The organism is Robinsoniella sp. KNHs210 (assembly GCF_000686105.1).
Lineage (GTDB): Bacteria > Bacillota > Clostridia > Lachnospirales > Lachnospiraceae > Robinsoniella > Robinsoniella peoriensis.
In genome coordinates this window covers 40671-57254 of the sequence record NZ_JMLZ01000001.1, presented here as the reverse complement: position 1 = coordinate 57254, position 16584 = coordinate 40671, and the positions used below count along the sequence as shown (strand labels likewise).

Here is a 16584-nt window from a genome sequence, read left to right as displayed (position 1 = left end):
ATCATAATGGCAATTGGAGGGCTGGATATTGGAACAACAGGCTGTAAACTCACGGTTTATGATAATCAGGGAACATACCGGTATAAAGCATACCGGGATTATCCCTCCTCCAGAGGAGGGGAAGTACAGGAGATCCGTGCGGAATACATATGGAAGTCCGTTCGGGAGGTCATCCGGGAAGCAGCAGAACATTGCCCGGATATTCAGGGGGTCGGTGTCACCAGCTTTGGAGAGACCTTTGTGCTGTTAGATGAGAACGATACTCCCCTGGCACCTTGTATGCTTTATACGGATCCCAGGGGAGATGCGGAGTGCAGGGAATTGACGGAGAAGCTGGGAGAGAAGTATATAGCGGATATTACCGGGCTGAAACCACATTGTATGTACAGTATTTCGAAACTCATGTGGATGCGGAAACACCGGCCGGATATTTATAACCGGACTGCCAGGATTCTGCTTATGGAAGATTATATTATCTATATGTTAACAGGGAATCCTCAGATCGATTACTCGATTGCGTCCCGGACCATGGCATTTGATATCCGGAAATTATGCTGGAGCCGGGAAATATTAAAAGCAGCGCAGATTAAGGAAAAGCTGCTTTCCAAAACAGTTCCCACAGGAACCTGTGCAGGTACCGTAAAAACTGCGGTTGCAGGGGATTTGGGACTTTCTGGGGAAACAATAATCGTGTCTGTCAGCCATGACCAGGTGGCTGCGGCAATCGGATCCCGTGTCTTCGGTGATGCTGCGGCAGTTGACGGGGCAGGCACCGTAGAGTGTATTACCCCTGTGTTTACCGGAATACCTAAAAACGATGTGCTGTATCAGGGAAGCTATGCCATTGTTCCTTATGTGTTTCCGGGAAAATATCTCTGTTATGCATTTTCTTTTACCGGAGGAGCACTGGTGAAATGGTATATTGATAATCTTGCAAAGTATGAAAAGACATTGGCTGACCGGGAAAAATCCTCTGTTTATGAAGTGCTGGAAAGCAATATGCAAGATGGGCCAACGGGAATTCTGGTACTTCCCCATTTTGCCGGAGCTGCCACCCCCTACATGGATTCCGGATCCAAAGGGGCAATTACAGGGCTGACTGCCGCACACAATGTATCGGACCTGTACCGGGCAATGCTGGAAGGAGTGGTCTATGAAATGAGGCTGAATATGGAGGAACTGGCAAAGGCGGGAATCGTCATAAAGAAACTGAAAGCTGTGGGCGGCGGTGCGAATTCAAGGGTCTGGATGCAGATGAAAGCGGACATTTTAGGAGTTCCTATCGTATCGCTGGGATCCAGCGAGGCAGGAGCAGCCGGAAGCGCAATGCTGACCGGGATTGCCTGCAATATATTTGGGGATCTGGAAGAGGCGGCTGAGGCGATGGTAAAGGAATTAGAGACATATTACCCTAGGCTGGAGCAAAGGGAGGCATATGAACAGTATTATGAAAAATACAGACAGCTCTATCCGTCTGTCCGGCATTTAATGGGGCAGTAAAAGTAAGGTAAATATGATATTTCACCGGAACCGGGAAATTGTTATCCGGATGGAATAACATATGCGGTTAAAATATGTAATGAAAGTAAGCAGAGCAAGAGGAGGAATATTGTGTTAGTATCATTAAAGGAAATACTTAGGCTTGCCCAGGCGAGAAAATGTGCCATAGGTTCGTTTAATACACCGAACCTGGAGAGTATCATAGCTGTGATCAGAGGGGCTGAAGAACTGGACGTTCCGGTAATTATCATGCACGCGGAAATCCATGAGGAGATGATGCCTATTTCATTGATTGGACCAATCATGATCAGGTGTGCCACAGAAGCAAAGGTGCCGGTATGTGTACATTTAGACCACGGAACCAGTTTGAGCTATTTATATAAGGCGCTGGATATCGGCTTCACATCCATTATGTACGATGGATCTGCCTTAAGCTATGAGGAAAATGTTGCAAATACCTGTATTGCAGTAGAAATGGCAAAGCGGACAGGAGCCTCTGTTGAAGCAGAAATTGGTGTCCTTGGAAAACGGGAACTGGGTCTGGGACATGAATCCAATCACGATGACCAGGCAGAAGAAGTTTATACAGATCCGGAAGACGCAGGACGGTTTGTGAGGGAGACAAAGATAGATGCACTTGCATGTTCCTTTGGAACTGCTCATGGATTGTATTTGAAAAAGCCGAAGCTGGATATGAATGTACTGGACCGGGTCAGGGCAAGAGTTGATATTCCTCTTGTAATGCACGGCGGGTCCGGTGTCAGCGAAGAGGATTATAAGACGGTAATACAAAAAGGAATTCGGAAAGTGAACTACTATACCTATATGGCAAAAGCCGGAGGGGAGGAAGTAGAGGGACAATTTGGATTTAAAAAGATGCCCTTTGTAAATGGGGGTGTAAAATATAATCTCTATTATGCAACTGTGGAAGAAGGCCGGGAAAAGCCGGTGTATTACCATGAAATTGTGCAATGGGGAATCGATGCAATGAAGGGTAATGTGAAGTCAGCCTTGGAGGTTTTTAGCGGTAAAAAAAATTAGGTATTATCAATTGTGTACCGGAATGAATTTTCTCTGCAGTTTAATTCTTGCAGTTCTCTTGTTTATTTGGTACTATGAAATTAAGATTTTAAGGAAATAACCGATTACGTGAACGGATAACCCAGTGCGGGCCAGTAAATATGATCAAACAGAGGACAAGCCGATGAATCTTAATCTAGACAATAAAAAACTAAAAGAATTAATGAAAGATTTCTATACCTTAACCGATATCAAAATGGTTCTGTTTGACAGTGATTACCATGAGATACTTTCCTATCCAAACGGGCATTGTGAGTTCTGTGCAATTATGCATGGAAATCCGGTAACCCGGAAGCATTGCATCGAATGTAATCAGAATTCTTTTGATTACTGCAGGCGTAACAGCGAGCTTATGGTGTATGAATGTCATGCCGGATTGATTGAGGCAGCGGCACCGCTAAAGGATAACGGTATTATCATCGGATACGTTATGTTCGGGCAGATTAGCGATATTAGCAGCAGAGAGGAACTTTTTACTAACCTACGTAATGTCTGTGAAAAATATCAGATTTATCAGCCCTGTTACGAAGAGTCATTTTCAAAAATTAAGTATAAGAGCCGCGAACAGATTCTGGCAGCGGCTAAGATTCTGGAAGCCTGTACGTTTTATGTTTTATTGAAAGAAATGATCTTTATGGAAAAGGAACAGTTCTTACATAAATTAAATCTCTATATAATGGGACATATCTCGGAAGATATCTCGGTAAAAGATTTGTGTAATGTGTTTAAAGTCAGCCGCAGCCGGTTGTATGAAGCTGCAAAGCAATATCTGGGAGTGGGAATTGCGGAGTACATTAAGCAGAAAAGGATTGAGGCGGCTAAAGATTATTTGAAAAACTCCGGCGATCCCATCACCGAGATATCCGAAAAAGCGGGATTCTCCGACTATAATTATTTTTGCAGGGTTTTTAAAAAGACGGTGGGTATGCCTGCAAAGAAATATCGAAAAATATATCAGCAGGATGTAACGGATTAAGCGAAAAAGGATCTTTCCATGGAGTCATGGAGAGATCCTTTTTTCGGGTGCGCGCCTGGCGGCGCACGTTTATAATGGGGGATTTGTAAATGGCCTATTTGTAAATGGCCTATTTGTATCTGGCGGCGAGTATTTCAAGCTCACTGTGGGTTCGTGTAATTGCCTCCTGTACTTCAATCTTTTCATCCAGCAACGGATAGATCCATTTGCAGACAATGGAATCTATCTCTTTTTGCGAAAGAATGGTGTTATTTTTGGACTTTGGGGGAAGCGTTGGTTTGGTGTATTTATAGGTGGAGTGATACAGCGGCAGCCAGGGGTATAGCTTTATTAATTCATCATTTGTATAGGTGGAGGTAATGGCGGATTGCCCGCCCAGCAGGGTTAAATAATTGGCGACCTGTTCATCACAGGTCCACTTCAGAAACTGAAATGCTTCTTTCTTTTTATGGGAGTAACTGGATATTCCAAGTCCCCAGCCACCTAATAAGGGACTTCTGCCTGGTATGTGATGATAGCCAATCGACCCGATCATGCTGCTTTTTCGCAGATCTACTACATCGGTTAAAAATGAGGGGTAGGTAATCAGCATTGCAGTATCTCCTTTTAGGAAATCTTCTACGGCTACCACATCCGTCGCAGTACGGTAGTTGGGCTTTGCGCATTTTACGGAACGAATCAGGTTAATATAAGCCTTTAGTGACTGGGCAGAGTCCAGACATACATTCCCCCTGGAATCAAATAAGCTGCCGCCGTATGCCCGCAGCCGCATATAGATTTCAGGGGACAGGCATTCGTCATAGGCAGCAGGAATGGTAATTCCATAGTCAATTACGTTTGTCTCGGAAGTGAAATATTCTGCGATGGTATTAAATTCCTTTAAAGTCAGCGGAGGCCGGAGGGTAATATTATTCTTTCGTTCATATGCAGATTTCAGCGTTAAGTTTTCAAATAAATCTTTCCGGTAATAAAAAATCTGGGGAGCATACATGTATGGAATACCATAGTACCTATGGTTAAAACTGCTAAAATACTGCAGGCAGTCCGGAAAAAATATATCCAGGTCAAAGGAGGACAGTTCTTCGGTAATATCCTCCAGAATATGAAAGCTTGCCAGGGTGGAAAGCCAGGGTAAATCATACATGATAACATCGTATACCTGATCTTCCGGCATTTTGTCAATATCCAGTATGGTTTCATAGAGATTATGGTGTGGCAGTATGGTAATCTCTGCATGGATGCCGGTCAGATTTTCAAAATTCTTAAGCAGCCCCTCTAATACGTGAATCTGGGGAGTGTCCAGCATTAAAATCCGGATCACGGTTTTTTCGGAACCATCCATAGGGGGCTTTTCTTCGATTGTTTTACAGTTGCAAAAAGACAGCCTGTTTTCCAATGCAGGATTTTTTAAAATGATCTTCTCTGTTTCTTTTGTAAAAGGGGCGCTTAACTGCTCAAATAAAAGAGAGGAAGCAGTCTGTCCCAGCTTCAGGGCAGGGCGGGCAGCAGACATGGATGCAAAAGAATGTGTATGGAGATTCCAATGTTCTTCACCTAAGGAGAGGACCGGGATTTCCTGTTTGCTGAATCCCAGAATATTTAAGCCTTCAATAATCCCGGTTGCAATGGATTCGGAAGTAGCAATAATTGTCTCCGGTTTTTCTTTTTTAAAAATATTAATGGTTTTACGGAAAGCATCTTCCTTGCTGGCGGCTGTTGTAATAATAGCATCGGGATTTAAGGGAAGCTCTGTTTCTGCAAATGCAGCCTTAAACCCTTCTATACAGTTGCTTTCACAGGTATATTGTTCCGGACCGCTCATAAGAAAAATATTTTTATACTGATGATCTATCAGATTCCTGGTCATATAATGGACTATGGAATAATTGTCAAAAGAAACAAAATTGGCATCCAGGCTGTGGATATTACGGTCAATCAGAACAATGGGTTTCTGGGCAGAGGTAAAGTGCTCGTAGTAGAATTTCCAGTTGTCCGGCTGGCAGGATACCAGAATTAATCCGCAAATCTGCTTTTTTAAAAAATTATTTACAATGGTTTTTTCAAAGTCCGGGATATCATAGGAAAAAGATAAGTTAATATAATAACCTGTATTTTGAAAAAAGTTCTCAATCCCCTGAAAAAGCTGAACATAATAGGAGTCATTAAAGTTGGGCAGGATTACCCCGATATCCGTATAAGTATTTGATTTCAGGTTTTTGGCGGGCAGATTCTGGGAATATTGTAAAATCTCCACGGCTTCTTTAATTTTAGCGCTGACAGCCTTGCTGACGGGCTTTGTATTGTTTAGATAATTTGACACAGTGGCAATAGAAACACCTGCAAGTTTCGCAACGTCTTTGATGGTAGCCATATCTGTAAACCTCCCTTTACATCATAATATAATCAATAATATTGTTCATGTTCAAAAGTAAAGCCAGTGCCTTGTAATTGAAAATATATCAAAGCATTATGGTACAGCATCAGTCCTTACAAGGTAAAGTATAAATATAAAAATAGCATACAAAGGAATTTTTGTAAAGCAGAGTGAAACGTTTAAATAAAATTGATTAAAAATTTAAATGAAAATATTGACTATTATGTGCAATAACATTAAAATGAAGATGTCAAACACACAATCTTTCGTCAAGATGACGAAGAAAAAACATTTTACAAATGGAGAAGGAGGAATACAAATGAAAAAGGCAATTGCATTACTTATGGGGTTAACAATGGCTGCAAGTATGATGGCTGGGTGTGGGGCAGATCAGAAAACAACAGGAACGACGGCTGCTGAAACAAAAACAGAAGCAGAAACTGCAGCCGCCGCCGGGGAAACCCAGGCGAAGGAAACAAAAACGGGGGATAAAAATGCAGCCGGTGAAAAAAAGAAATTAAAAATAGGCGTATCGATTATGGAGCTGACGGCGTACACCTGGTATCAGGGGGTAATTGATGGCTGTAAGCAATGGCTTAAGGAGAATGGGGATAAAGATAACGTGGATATCGACTTTACTTTTGAAGATTCCAGGTCTGATGTGCAGACAATGCTGACCAATGTTGAAAACATGGTTGCATCGAAATGTGACGGCATTATTTTATTCCCGGCGGACGCATCTTCAGCAATTCCTACAATGAAACAGTATGTGGGTGAGGGGATACCTTTTGTAGTAGGAGATTATGCACAGGATGTAAAGTCAGACAGCGATGTGGTCTGGTCTACATTTGTAGGGCATGATATGAAAGCTCTGGGAGAAAAAGCCGGACAGGAGGCCGTAAAGTATTTAGATACGCTGGAGAAAAAAGATCCCACGTGCCTGTTTATATCACGCCCCACTTCCGGGCAGGTATCCCAGGACCGTTTTGAAGGGTTCAAATCAGCAGTTCTGGCGGCATACCCAGACGCAAACGTTATAGAAGAAGGGGATACCGGAGCAGGAAACCGTGATTCCGCACAGACGCTTATGGAAAACGTTCTCCAACGAGAGGCAGCCATCGATGTAGTTTGCGGACACAATGATGCAGAAGTGGTAGGAGCTTACAATGCAGCTGTGGCACAGGGCAGGGAAGAAATAAAGTTTATCGGTATTGCCGGAGATATAGATGTACTTGGCTGGATAGAAAAAGGCAATGACAAATGGCTGGCAGAAGTGCTTCAGGATCCCGTAGTCCTGGGGTATCAGGCAACAGATGCCATGTACCGGGTATTGGTAAATAATGAAAAGCTGCCGGAAAAATATGAGTTGCCGGAACCGGATGCTATTACAAAAGACAATATTGGTGATTATGACTGGAAAAACTGGTCCTGGCTGGGATAAATGTACAGCATCATAAATGAATAGTAACGAATGGCGGGAGTAGCAGCCGCCATTCGTGTCAAAGGACGAGGAGGTTCAAGATTATGATTCATTTACTGCCGCAACCGAGGAATTTGGTTGAATTGGAAGGAACGACGAAGGAATTTTCCAGTATCAGAATCGCGCAGGAAGGGAACAGAGAATCTGCAGCAGACGTATTGGAAATTACAAAATTAAGATTTTGGAACTATCCGGAAATTAATATTTCTCCGGGAGAAAGAGTAGAAGAAGGGGAATTAAGGATTCGAATTATCCGCACATTAGGCAATTTTGAAGCGGAAACCAATGACAGGGAATTGTTCCGCACCCAGGGGTATGTATTGGAAATCGGCGAAGAGGGCATCACGCTGTATTACGAAGAGAAAGAAGGATATATCCACGGTATTACTACGGTGAAACAATTGACAGCCAGGGGTTTAAATGGGGGATTCCGGCTGCCTTGCTGCAGTATCCTGGATTATCCTTTGATACCGGTCAGAGCAGTAGCCCAGACATTTTCCTGGTATGCGGGCTACGGGCGGATCGGGTTTGACAGCCAGCTATGGGGGTATGAAGAATGGGCAGAATACCTGAATATCTGTCTGGATAATAAAATTAACCAGCTGAATCTGGTCTTGTATGGATACTGGCCGTTTGATCTGCCGGGATATGAAGAAACGGTGTTTCATAATGTGCCCGTGAAAATATGGAATGCCGAAAACCGGAGATGGCTGACGGTTCGTTATTCACATCCGAATCTGGAAGAACCATTTCTGGAGCGTTTTACGGCACTGGCACATAAGCTGGGAGTGAAGATATTTGCCTATGTGGGACTGAATTCTTATAATGGCGCCTATACCATTAAGCATACTCAGGCAAGGATGAAACCGCCGGTAACAGGTGAATTTTTAAATGATTTTGATTCTCTGTGCTTAAGTTATCCCGGAACGGTGGATTATATCGTGGAATCCATGCGCCAGATTGCCAGAACCGGGTTTGACGGATTTACGCTGGAGGAAAGTGAAGAAGGCTTCTGGTACTGTGAATGTGAAACCTGCAAAAAGAGATGGCATAAGGGAACGGCTTCGCCTGGAGAAGCAAAACACAAGGCAAATATGTGGCTTTTAAATCAGATTTATCAGGCTGTACGGGAAATTAATCCGGAGGCAGTAATTGGAATCCGTGCTTTCAGGCAGCCGCCGCTGGAAAAGGATCCTGCATTTTTAAAAACCTGTGTGGAATCCATGCCGGAGGATATCATGCTGTTTTGGGCTCCGGGTCTGTATGTGCCGGAGGCTGAATTTACGAAGTGGTGTGAAGTCTTTGGCAGAGACCGGATCTGGGGGCGGGATACGGAAGCAAATTCCATCACTTCCACCATGGGGCGCTTGTACCGTACGTTTCAGTCCAATGTAATACGGTATGAGGATGAAGCAAATGAACAGGTAATTGAGACAGATATCCGGCAGCATCGGGGCAGTGTTAAAATGCGGGTTCACGGTATTAACGGATTTATGTTTGAATGGTATGGCCTGTGCATGCATCTGTTTGCCCACGGCAATTATGGCTGGGGATCCGATATGGAAGAAGAGGGATTTTATAAACTGGCATGTGAGATTAATTTTGGAGAATTAGGGGATACCGTTCTCTATGTAATGAAAAATATGGTCACGGTTCATGAGAGTCAGATTCCACTCTATACCACTCCATTTCCATTCCAGAAAAATAAGATGACTCAGGCAGATATTCCAGCCTTAATGGCGGCAAAAGGAAACCATGAAAACCTAATGGGTAAAATCAGATATCTGCAGGAACAGGCAAGACAGAATCCCAAAATGCGCTGCTGGCTGCCTCATTTTGACAAATGGGAAAATGCTCAGCGCCGAAATGCAGTGATAATAGAAATGGTTCTAAAGGCACTTGCTTATGAGGAGGAAGTAAAACAGCCAGTCATTAGGGAGCAGCTCCTGGATGAAATATTATATCTCAATGAACGGGATTTTGATATTGCAAAAGAAATGTTTTTTGATCTGAATCCGGTAGCGGAAACGGGAGTAAAGAGCTGCATGTTCCCATATCACGAAATAAAAAGACTGATACATAATATCAGACACCCGGAAGCACCGGACACAGATATTATCTGCTCCGGGGTGGAAGCGCTTGGATGGCTATGGTTATAGTAAAGGAGTTGGTAAGATGGAGGATAAAAAAACAGAGGCTACACCACTGGTTCAAATAAAAAACTGTACCATGGAATTTCCGGGAGTAAAGGCTTTGTCTGAAGTGAATTTTACACTGATGCCGGGAGAGTGCCACGCTCTGGTTGGAGAAAATGGCGCAGGGAAATCTACACTGTCAAAATGTATTACCGGCGAGAACCGGATGACAAAGGGCGAACTTTTCGTGAAAGGGGAGCAGATTAAGATACCTTCATACAGTGTTAAGGAATCACAGAGCAAAGGAATTGCCATTGTACACCAGGAATTTACCCTGATGGAAGATATGAATGGTGTGGAAAATATATTTGTGGGAAGGTATAAAAGGAAACATGGGTTCATTGATTGGAAAGCCCTGGAAGAACGTGCAGGGGAATTGATGGATTTCCTGCAATGTGAGGTTGACCTTCATGTGCCGGTTAGAAGGCTTCGAACGGCGCAGCAGCAGATTATCCAGTTAGCCAAAGCAATGCTTGAAAATCCACAGATAATCATTTTTGATGAGCTGACTGCCGTGCTGCAGGAAAAGGATATCCAGAATATTTTCAGAATCATTGGTATTTTAAAAAGCAGAGGAATCGGAATTATATATATTTCACACCGGCTGGACGAAGTATTTGCCTGCTGTGATTCTTATACGGTATTATGTGACGGCCGATTCATCCATTCCGGGCAGGTAAAAGATATTGATAATGCAAAGCTTGTGAAAATGATTATCGGCAGGGAATTGACAAATGTTTATCCAAAGCTGAATGAAGATCTGGGAGAAGTAATTCTTGAAGTGAAAGACCTGTCGGCACCGAAAGCTTTTCATAATATCAATATGGAAGTCCGTGCAGGAGAGGTTGTGGGGCTGGCAGGGCTGCTGGGTGCCGGTAAAACGGAACTGGTACAGGCAATTTTCGGCAGCCACCCCGTGACAAAGGGTGAGGTACTGATTAAAGGAAAGCCTGTGAAAATCAGGAGCCCGCTTCAGGCTATGAAAATGGGAATGGGACTGGTGCCGGATGAAAGGCGGACCCTTGGCCTGAATATGAAATTTAATATCAAAGATAATACCACATTAGCTTCTATGCAATTATTTAAGAAAATGAAAATCTTCCAAAATCATGAAGAAGAGCTGAAGGCATCCTATGAAATAAATGAGAAAATGAATCTAAACTATTATTCCTTATGGCAGAATGTAAAAAAGCTGTCGGGCGGCAATCAGCAGAAAATTGTCATTGCCAAATGGCTGCTGCGGGATACGGAAATCTTCCTTTTGGATGAACCGACCAGAGGAATTGATATCGGTGCAAAATTTGAAATTTACCAGCTGATCCATGAACTCACAAGGCAGAACAAAGCCGTTATTCTGGTGTCGCCTGAGATGGAAGAACTTCTGGGGCTTTGCAACAGAATCTATATCATGTATGAAGGTGAAATGAAAGATATGGTGGAAGGCAAGCGTAAGACACAGGAAGTGATTATCAATAATTTGTTAGGAGTGAAAACGGATGAATGATTATAAAGTAAAATCAAAGAGATATACCAAAGGAATGAAGACTCTGCTAAATGACTGGATGATTGCATTTTTATTTATAGCACTTTTTGCACTGTGCTGCTTAAACAGTGATTTTCGTACCACAACAAACATCATGAATGTTCTTCGTCAGGCTTCCTTTGTGGCAATCATAGCTATGGGAGAATTTTTTGTCATATTAATTGGTGAAATGGATATGTCCATTTCTTCTACGATTGGTATGGTATCCATTTTTTTTGCTGGATTTACAGTGAACATGGGACTTCCCATCTGGCTGTCATTTTTACTGGTTGTACTTATTGCGATCGTGGTGGGTGTGGTGAACGGGTGTCTGGTGGTATATGGAAAGATGCCATCGTTCATTGCCACCCTGGTTATTATGAATATGTTAAAAGGAATTAACTATATTTATTCCGACGGATTGCCCATTTCGGGTTTGTCCGATGAATTCGGGCAGATGGCATTGGGGAAACTGGGAATCGTACCCTATGCTGTAATTCTTATGATAGTGGTTGCCGTAATTTTAAATGTTTTCACGGCCCATACCGCCATTGGGCGCAGCTTTTTCGCAGTGGGAGGTAATAAGGAAGCATCCAGATTAAGCGGATTGAACGTAAACTTTATTGCAATCCTGGCATTTGTGATGTGCGCAATCCTTACCACGATCGGAGCGCTGGGACTGACATCTAAGACCTTATCAGGCAATGTTACCCTGGGGGATAACCTGCTCTTTGATGTTATGACCATCTGCGTGCTGGGAGGAACCTCACTTACCGGTGGACGTGGAAGAGTTTTTGGTATTGTCATTGGGGCGCTGTTCTTACAGGTCATTTCCAACATTATGGTTCTTATGGGAATTAATACATATTGGCAGTGGGTAGTCAAAGGAATTATCCTGGTTGTTGTGGTACTGATTGATTCTTTCTCAAAGAAGGAATAGTATGAAAATATTCGGACAGATTGGACGTTTAAAGAAAGATAAGATAGCAGAGTACCAATCACTGCACGCAAATGTCTGGAAGGAAGTAAGCCTGGTGATCCATTCCTGTAATATCAGGAATTATTCCATCTTTGTCCAGGACGATCTGGTGTTTTCCTATTTTGAATATACCGGCAGTGACTATGAAAAAGATATGGCGCTTATGGAAGCAGATGAGGTAACAAAGAGGTGGTGGACTCATACGAAGCCCTGCTTTGAAAAATGTGCATTTTCTGCTGACAGTGAATTTTATCATGATATGAAACAAATTTTTTATCTGGTATAGCGTTCTTGGAATTACGTAGCACAATATTTAAATAGCGCATCACGTTGTTAAAATTACAAATGCTAAACTGGAATAGTGAAAGGAGAAGTCAAAATGAATTATGGAAAAAAGGTCTGGGTCTTTCCTGATGCAGAGCTTCCTCCGGAAGGGTTGAACACAATTCCGGGACATGAATCAGTAATCATTACGAATACAGGACAGTCGGATGCCCACGTTACAATTACGCTGTTATATACGGACAGCCCGCCGGTAAAGGACATTCATGTTACTGTTGAGGGCCAGAGGGTACGCTGCCTTCGGACAAATGAAACTAAGGACTTTGGACCGCATACCGCCCGCTTTGAACAGCAGTATGCCATCTTGCTGGAAAGTGACGTACCAATAGTGGCGCAGTATGGGAGGGCAGAACCACGGCAGGTAAGCTTTTATACTACGACTGGATACTGCTGTGATTGATGGTTTTTAATGAACTTATCATAAAATATATTAAAAATTAAATTACAATAAAGCATAAAATGGAGGATAAAAATATGAACAGACATGGAGCAATCTGTATTCCCGATCAGGAATACAAAGAAAGAGCACAAAAGGCAGGGAAGATTATCAGCAGAGAAGGGCTGGACGTACTGATTGTCAATTCAAATGAGGCAGACTATGCAAATGGAAGATACTTTTCCGGTTTCTGGCCGTTGTTTGAACGGTGCGGCGTAGCGATTACCCCGGACGGGGATGCTGCTTTAATGGTAGGTCCCGAAAGCCGCCATTTTGCCGCTGACCGTTCCAGAATCGATAAAATTTTCATTTTAAAAGAATACCGGGAAGGTGCAGATCCTGCATATCCGGAACTGAAGGCAGATACCTATCAGGATGTATTTAAGGCGCTGCAGATAACCGGAAAAAAATTGCGTATCGGTGTGGCAAGTTATTTAGATACATCCGTTATAATAATGGAAGGAATCAAAACAGCATTTCCGGAGGCGGAAATTGTGAGGGCAGACCATATTATGGTGGAGCTTCGTTCGATTAAATCTATGAACGAAATAAATTGCCTGCGGGAAGGATACCGTATAGCAGAACTGGCAACCCAGCATGTAATTAATGAAATTAAACCGGGAATGACCGAATTGCAGATGGTAGGAGTTGCCCAACGGGTAGTATATGAACATGGGGCAGAATACGAAGGATTGCCTATGTATGTTTTTTCAGAGGCATCTACCCGCCACGCAATTTCAAGGTCTTCGTACCGTCAGTTTGAAAAAGGAGATATCGTACAGCTTAATTTATCAGCAAAGATTGACGGATATTCTGCAGCAATCGGTTACCCCATTGTCCTTGGAAAATTAGAAGGTCGCAGAAGAGAAGTGGTCATGTTTGGATTAGAAGCGCATAGGTGGACGGTTCAGCAGGTGAAAGCAGGAGTGACTGCATCCGATATTGCAAAGAATTTTTATCAGTATTTTACAGACAACGGCTACAAAGAAAATTTTGTATATGGTCCTCTGCATGGTACTGGAATGATTGAAGTTGAGGCACCGTGGGTAGAAACAATATCGGATTATGCATTACAGCCCAATATGACGTTTCAGGCAGATACCTTTATTTCTACAGACACCTTTGGAGTACGTTGGGAAAAAGGAATTGCGGTTACGGAGAACGGCTGTGACATACTGTCACCGGAGATTGGAAAACTGTATGAGCTGGAATTCTGACGCGGCAGGTCACATTTTTAAACAGGCTCTTGCGCTCTAAAATAAACCGACAGACTGCAGAATTTGTAGGTTAACAGAAAGAAAGGAATGAAAAAACGATGCAAATGGTAGATCTGATGTTTCAGGAACTTCAGGATGCGAAGGAAAGAAAGGTACCGTTTATTATCCCAATCGGTACTATCGAGTATCATGGGCTGCACGCCAGCAATGGTACGGATACCATGGTTATAAATGGTGTTATGCGGGAACTGGAAAAGAAAAAAGAAATTGTCCTTTGCCCGCCTGTCTGGTATGGGGTGGCAAGTTGGGCAGTAGCAGGTCCCGAAAGCGGAACAATCCATGTTGATGTGGACGTCTATGAAAATTATATTTATTGTATCCTAAAATCGATGATTTATGGGGGCGTTAAAAATATTTATTGTGTGGCACACCACCAGACGGAGGAAGCCGGGCTGATGCCAATGACACTGGCATGCCATAAGGCTGCGAAAAAAGTCATCATGGAATATATGGAGGAAACCAGAGGAAAAGGATGGTGGGGAAGTAATGACTATGCCGATTATTATCAGAACCTGGGTTCCGGGGATGATCCCTTCTCCTATATCAAGGTGATTCCGCTTCTGAGCGCTGAGGCACAGAAAAAGTGCGGCGGGTTTGACCATGCGGGTAAATATGAATCCAGCCTGATGTACGCGCTGTATCCGGACCACGTAAATCTGGAAAAAACCAAAGAAAATACGGAGTGGTTCGCACTGAATTCCGTGGAAACCAGTAAAGAACTGGGCGATCATATGGTGCAGTGTGCGCTGGAAGCACTGGAGAAAATAATCCGGTAAGAGAGCTAGGTGTGAAAGAAAATCGCTTTCACACTGCTGATTGGGAATAGCGCAAGCCCGCTTGCGCTATTGAGGGGGTTAAGTGTGAAAGAAAATCGCTTTCACACTGCTGATTTGGGAATAGCGCAAGCCTGCTTGCGCTATTGAGGGGTATAAAAATGTAGGTTTGGAGGAACGTATGACAGAAAGAGAAAAAGCGGCAGCAGGTATTTTATATGATGCTCAGAATGATGAAGAAGTAACAGCCAACCGGGTAAAATGCCAGAACCTCTGTTATGAATATAATCAGATTCCCCACGGAGATATTCAGGCAAGGGAGGCGTTTATCCCTAAAATTGTACACAAAATCGGAAAGAATTTTGTAGTCGAACAGCCCTTCCGGTGTGATATGGGATTCAATATTGAGATCGGAGATGATTTCCTGTCCAATTATAATCTTATCATATTGGATGGTGCCAAAGTGGAGATAGGTAATCATGTAATGATAGCGCCCAATTGCGGCATTTATGCTGCTGGGCATCCATTTGACGCACAATTGCGAGGCAGCGGTCTGGAGTATGCATGGCCTGTTAAAATAGGAGATAATGTCTGGATTGGCGGACATGTATGCATCCTGGGAGGTGTTACGATCGGCGAAGGAACAGTAATCGCCGCTGGAAGTGTTGTTACGAAAGATATTCCGCCTAATGTCCTGGCTGGAGGAAATCCCTGCCGGGTAATAAGGGAAATATCGCCGGCAGATGATGACAAGTACCGGGGGTAGATGCCCCGGGAAGTGGGGGGGTGTTTATAAAAGACGCTTAAAAACTGTGTGCCGTAGTACCCGGGTATCAGACAGATTTTCAAAATATGTATAGAAATGCCGTTCAGAAGTTACATAATCTGAGCGGCATTTACAAAATTTACCATTAATGATAAGGTTTATCAATAGAAGCGGAAAGTGTTGACTTCAACTCTGAGACTGGTAAAATAACAAATAAAAAGGATTAGAGCCTGTTAGAAATTCATTGCATCAATTGCGTGTCCCAGAGCCATTTCTGCCTTATACCGGGCCGACATCTTGATACAAGTAATTGAAACACGCTCCAAAAGGGTGGTAAAAATGAAACAACATAAGTTTTGGGCAGGCGCCATGGTGTTCTGTTTAATCATGGTTTTTTACACAGGTCATAAGCACAAATAACTAAGGAGATGATATGAGATGGATGTGAACTGGAAAAAAATTGCAACATTTGCAGGTGGAGTACTATTCGGTACTGCAGGAGTTAAGGTATTGGCAAGTAAAGATGCCAAGAAAGTTTATACAAATTGTACAGCAGCAGTTCTGCGTGCCAAAGACTGCGTTATGAAGACCACAACAAAGGTTCAGGAAAACGCAGAAGATATACTGGCAGAAGCAAAGGAAATCAACCGTGTTCGTGAAGAAGAGGCAGATGCCTGTTGTGAATGTGAAGATTCCGGAGCAGAAGAAAGTAAAGAAAATCAGGAATGTGAATAAGGGTAAGCCTGCGGTGAAATATTTCGCAGGCTTTTATGATTGGAAGAATCATTCTGGAGCATGTCTTAAAACTGCTTGGACCTGGCTGGTTGCAGTCTGTAAAGTCGACAGACCGGGTGCAATTTTTTTAAAACACGCTCTAATACACA

At 43.1% G+C, this 16584-nt stretch carries 14 protein-coding genes; 13 read left to right on the top strand and 1 reads right to left on the bottom strand.

What is annotated here, in order from left to right:
- Positions 1-6 precede the first annotated feature (6 nt).
- The 3 genes from CD03_RS0100265 to CD03_RS0100255 all read left to right on the top strand — a co-directional run bounded on the left by CD03_RS0100265 (position 7) and on the right by CD03_RS0100255 (position 3556).
- Positions 7-1500: an FGGY-family carbohydrate kinase gene (locus tag CD03_RS0100265; protein WP_027291923.1), complete on the top strand. Its 1494-nt coding sequence runs from the start codon at positions 7-9 to the stop codon at positions 1498-1500.
- A 111-nt stretch (positions 1501-1611) separates the two neighbouring features.
- On the top strand, positions 1612-2541 hold the full coding sequence (locus tag CD03_RS0100260) for a class II fructose-bisphosphate aldolase (RefSeq protein WP_027291922.1): 930 nt from the start codon (positions 1612-1614) through the stop codon (positions 2539-2541).
- Between the two features lie 163 nt (positions 2542-2704).
- Entirely contained in the window at positions 2705-3556 is an 852-nt protein-coding gene (locus tag CD03_RS0100255) for a PocR ligand-binding domain-containing protein (RefSeq protein ID WP_027291921.1), read from the top strand.
- A gap of 109 nt (positions 3557-3665) precedes the next feature.
- On the opposite strand, the gene CD03_RS0100250 is transcribed toward CD03_RS0100255, so the two are convergent.
- Entirely contained in the window at positions 3666-5927 is a 2262-nt protein-coding gene (locus CD03_RS0100250; RefSeq protein ID WP_027291920.1) for an extracellular solute-binding protein, read from the bottom strand.
- Positions 5928-6249: 322 nt separating this feature from the next.
- Between CD03_RS0100250 and CD03_RS0100245 the strand changes: the two genes are divergently transcribed.
- The 10 genes from CD03_RS0100245 (at position 6250) to CD03_RS0100200 (ending at position 16435) form a co-directional block, all read left to right on the top strand.
- Positions 6250-7371 carry a sugar ABC transporter substrate-binding protein gene (locus CD03_RS0100245; protein WP_027291919.1) on the top strand — a complete coding sequence of 374 codons (1122 nt, stop codon included), beginning with the start codon at positions 6250-6252 and terminating at the stop codon, positions 7369-7371.
- An 83-nt stretch (positions 7372-7454) separates the two neighbouring features.
- A complete protein-coding gene (locus CD03_RS0100240) occupies positions 7455-9569 on the top strand; it encodes a glycoside hydrolase family 20 zincin-like fold domain-containing protein (protein ID WP_027291918.1) in 2115 nt (704 codons plus the stop codon).
- A 16-nt stretch (positions 9570-9585) separates the two neighbouring features.
- A complete protein-coding gene (locus CD03_RS0100235) occupies positions 9586-11109 on the top strand; it encodes a sugar ABC transporter ATP-binding protein (RefSeq protein WP_052377592.1) in 1524 nt (507 codons plus the stop codon).
- The gene (locus CD03_RS31770) at positions 11102-12067 is read left to right on the top strand and encodes an ABC transporter permease (RefSeq protein ID WP_052377591.1); all 966 of its coding nucleotides are present in this window, start codon (positions 11102-11104) and stop codon (positions 12065-12067) included. Before CD03_RS0100235 ends, CD03_RS31770 begins: the two co-directional genes overlap by 8 nt.
- Position 12068: 1 nt before the next feature.
- Positions 12069-12392, top strand: coding sequence for an L-rhamnose mutarotase (locus CD03_RS0100225; RefSeq protein WP_027291916.1), 324 nt, complete (start codon positions 12069-12071; stop codon positions 12390-12392).
- A gap of 93 nt (positions 12393-12485) precedes the next feature.
- Positions 12486-12848: a sensory rhodopsin transducer gene (locus CD03_RS31765; protein ID WP_052377590.1), complete on the top strand. Its 363-nt coding sequence runs from the start codon at positions 12486-12488 to the stop codon at positions 12846-12848.
- Between the two features lie 74 nt (positions 12849-12922).
- Complete coding sequence (locus CD03_RS0100215) at positions 12923-14101, top strand: M24 family metallopeptidase (RefSeq protein WP_027291915.1); 1179 nt, start codon at positions 12923-12925, stop codon at positions 14099-14101.
- A 98-nt stretch (positions 14102-14199) separates the two neighbouring features.
- Complete coding sequence (locus CD03_RS0100210) at positions 14200-14937, top strand: creatininase family protein (protein WP_027291914.1); 738 nt, start codon at positions 14200-14202, stop codon at positions 14935-14937.
- A gap of 178 nt (positions 14938-15115) precedes the next feature.
- The gene (locus CD03_RS0100205; RefSeq protein ID WP_027291913.1) at positions 15116-15700 is read left to right on the top strand and encodes a sugar O-acetyltransferase; all 585 of its coding nucleotides are present in this window, start codon (positions 15116-15118) and stop codon (positions 15698-15700) included.
- A gap of 438 nt (positions 15701-16138) precedes the next feature.
- Entirely contained in the window at positions 16139-16435 is a 297-nt protein-coding gene (locus CD03_RS0100200; RefSeq protein WP_027291912.1) for a DUF6110 family protein, read from the top strand.
- The last annotated feature ends 149 nt before the right edge of the window (positions 16436-16584 follow it).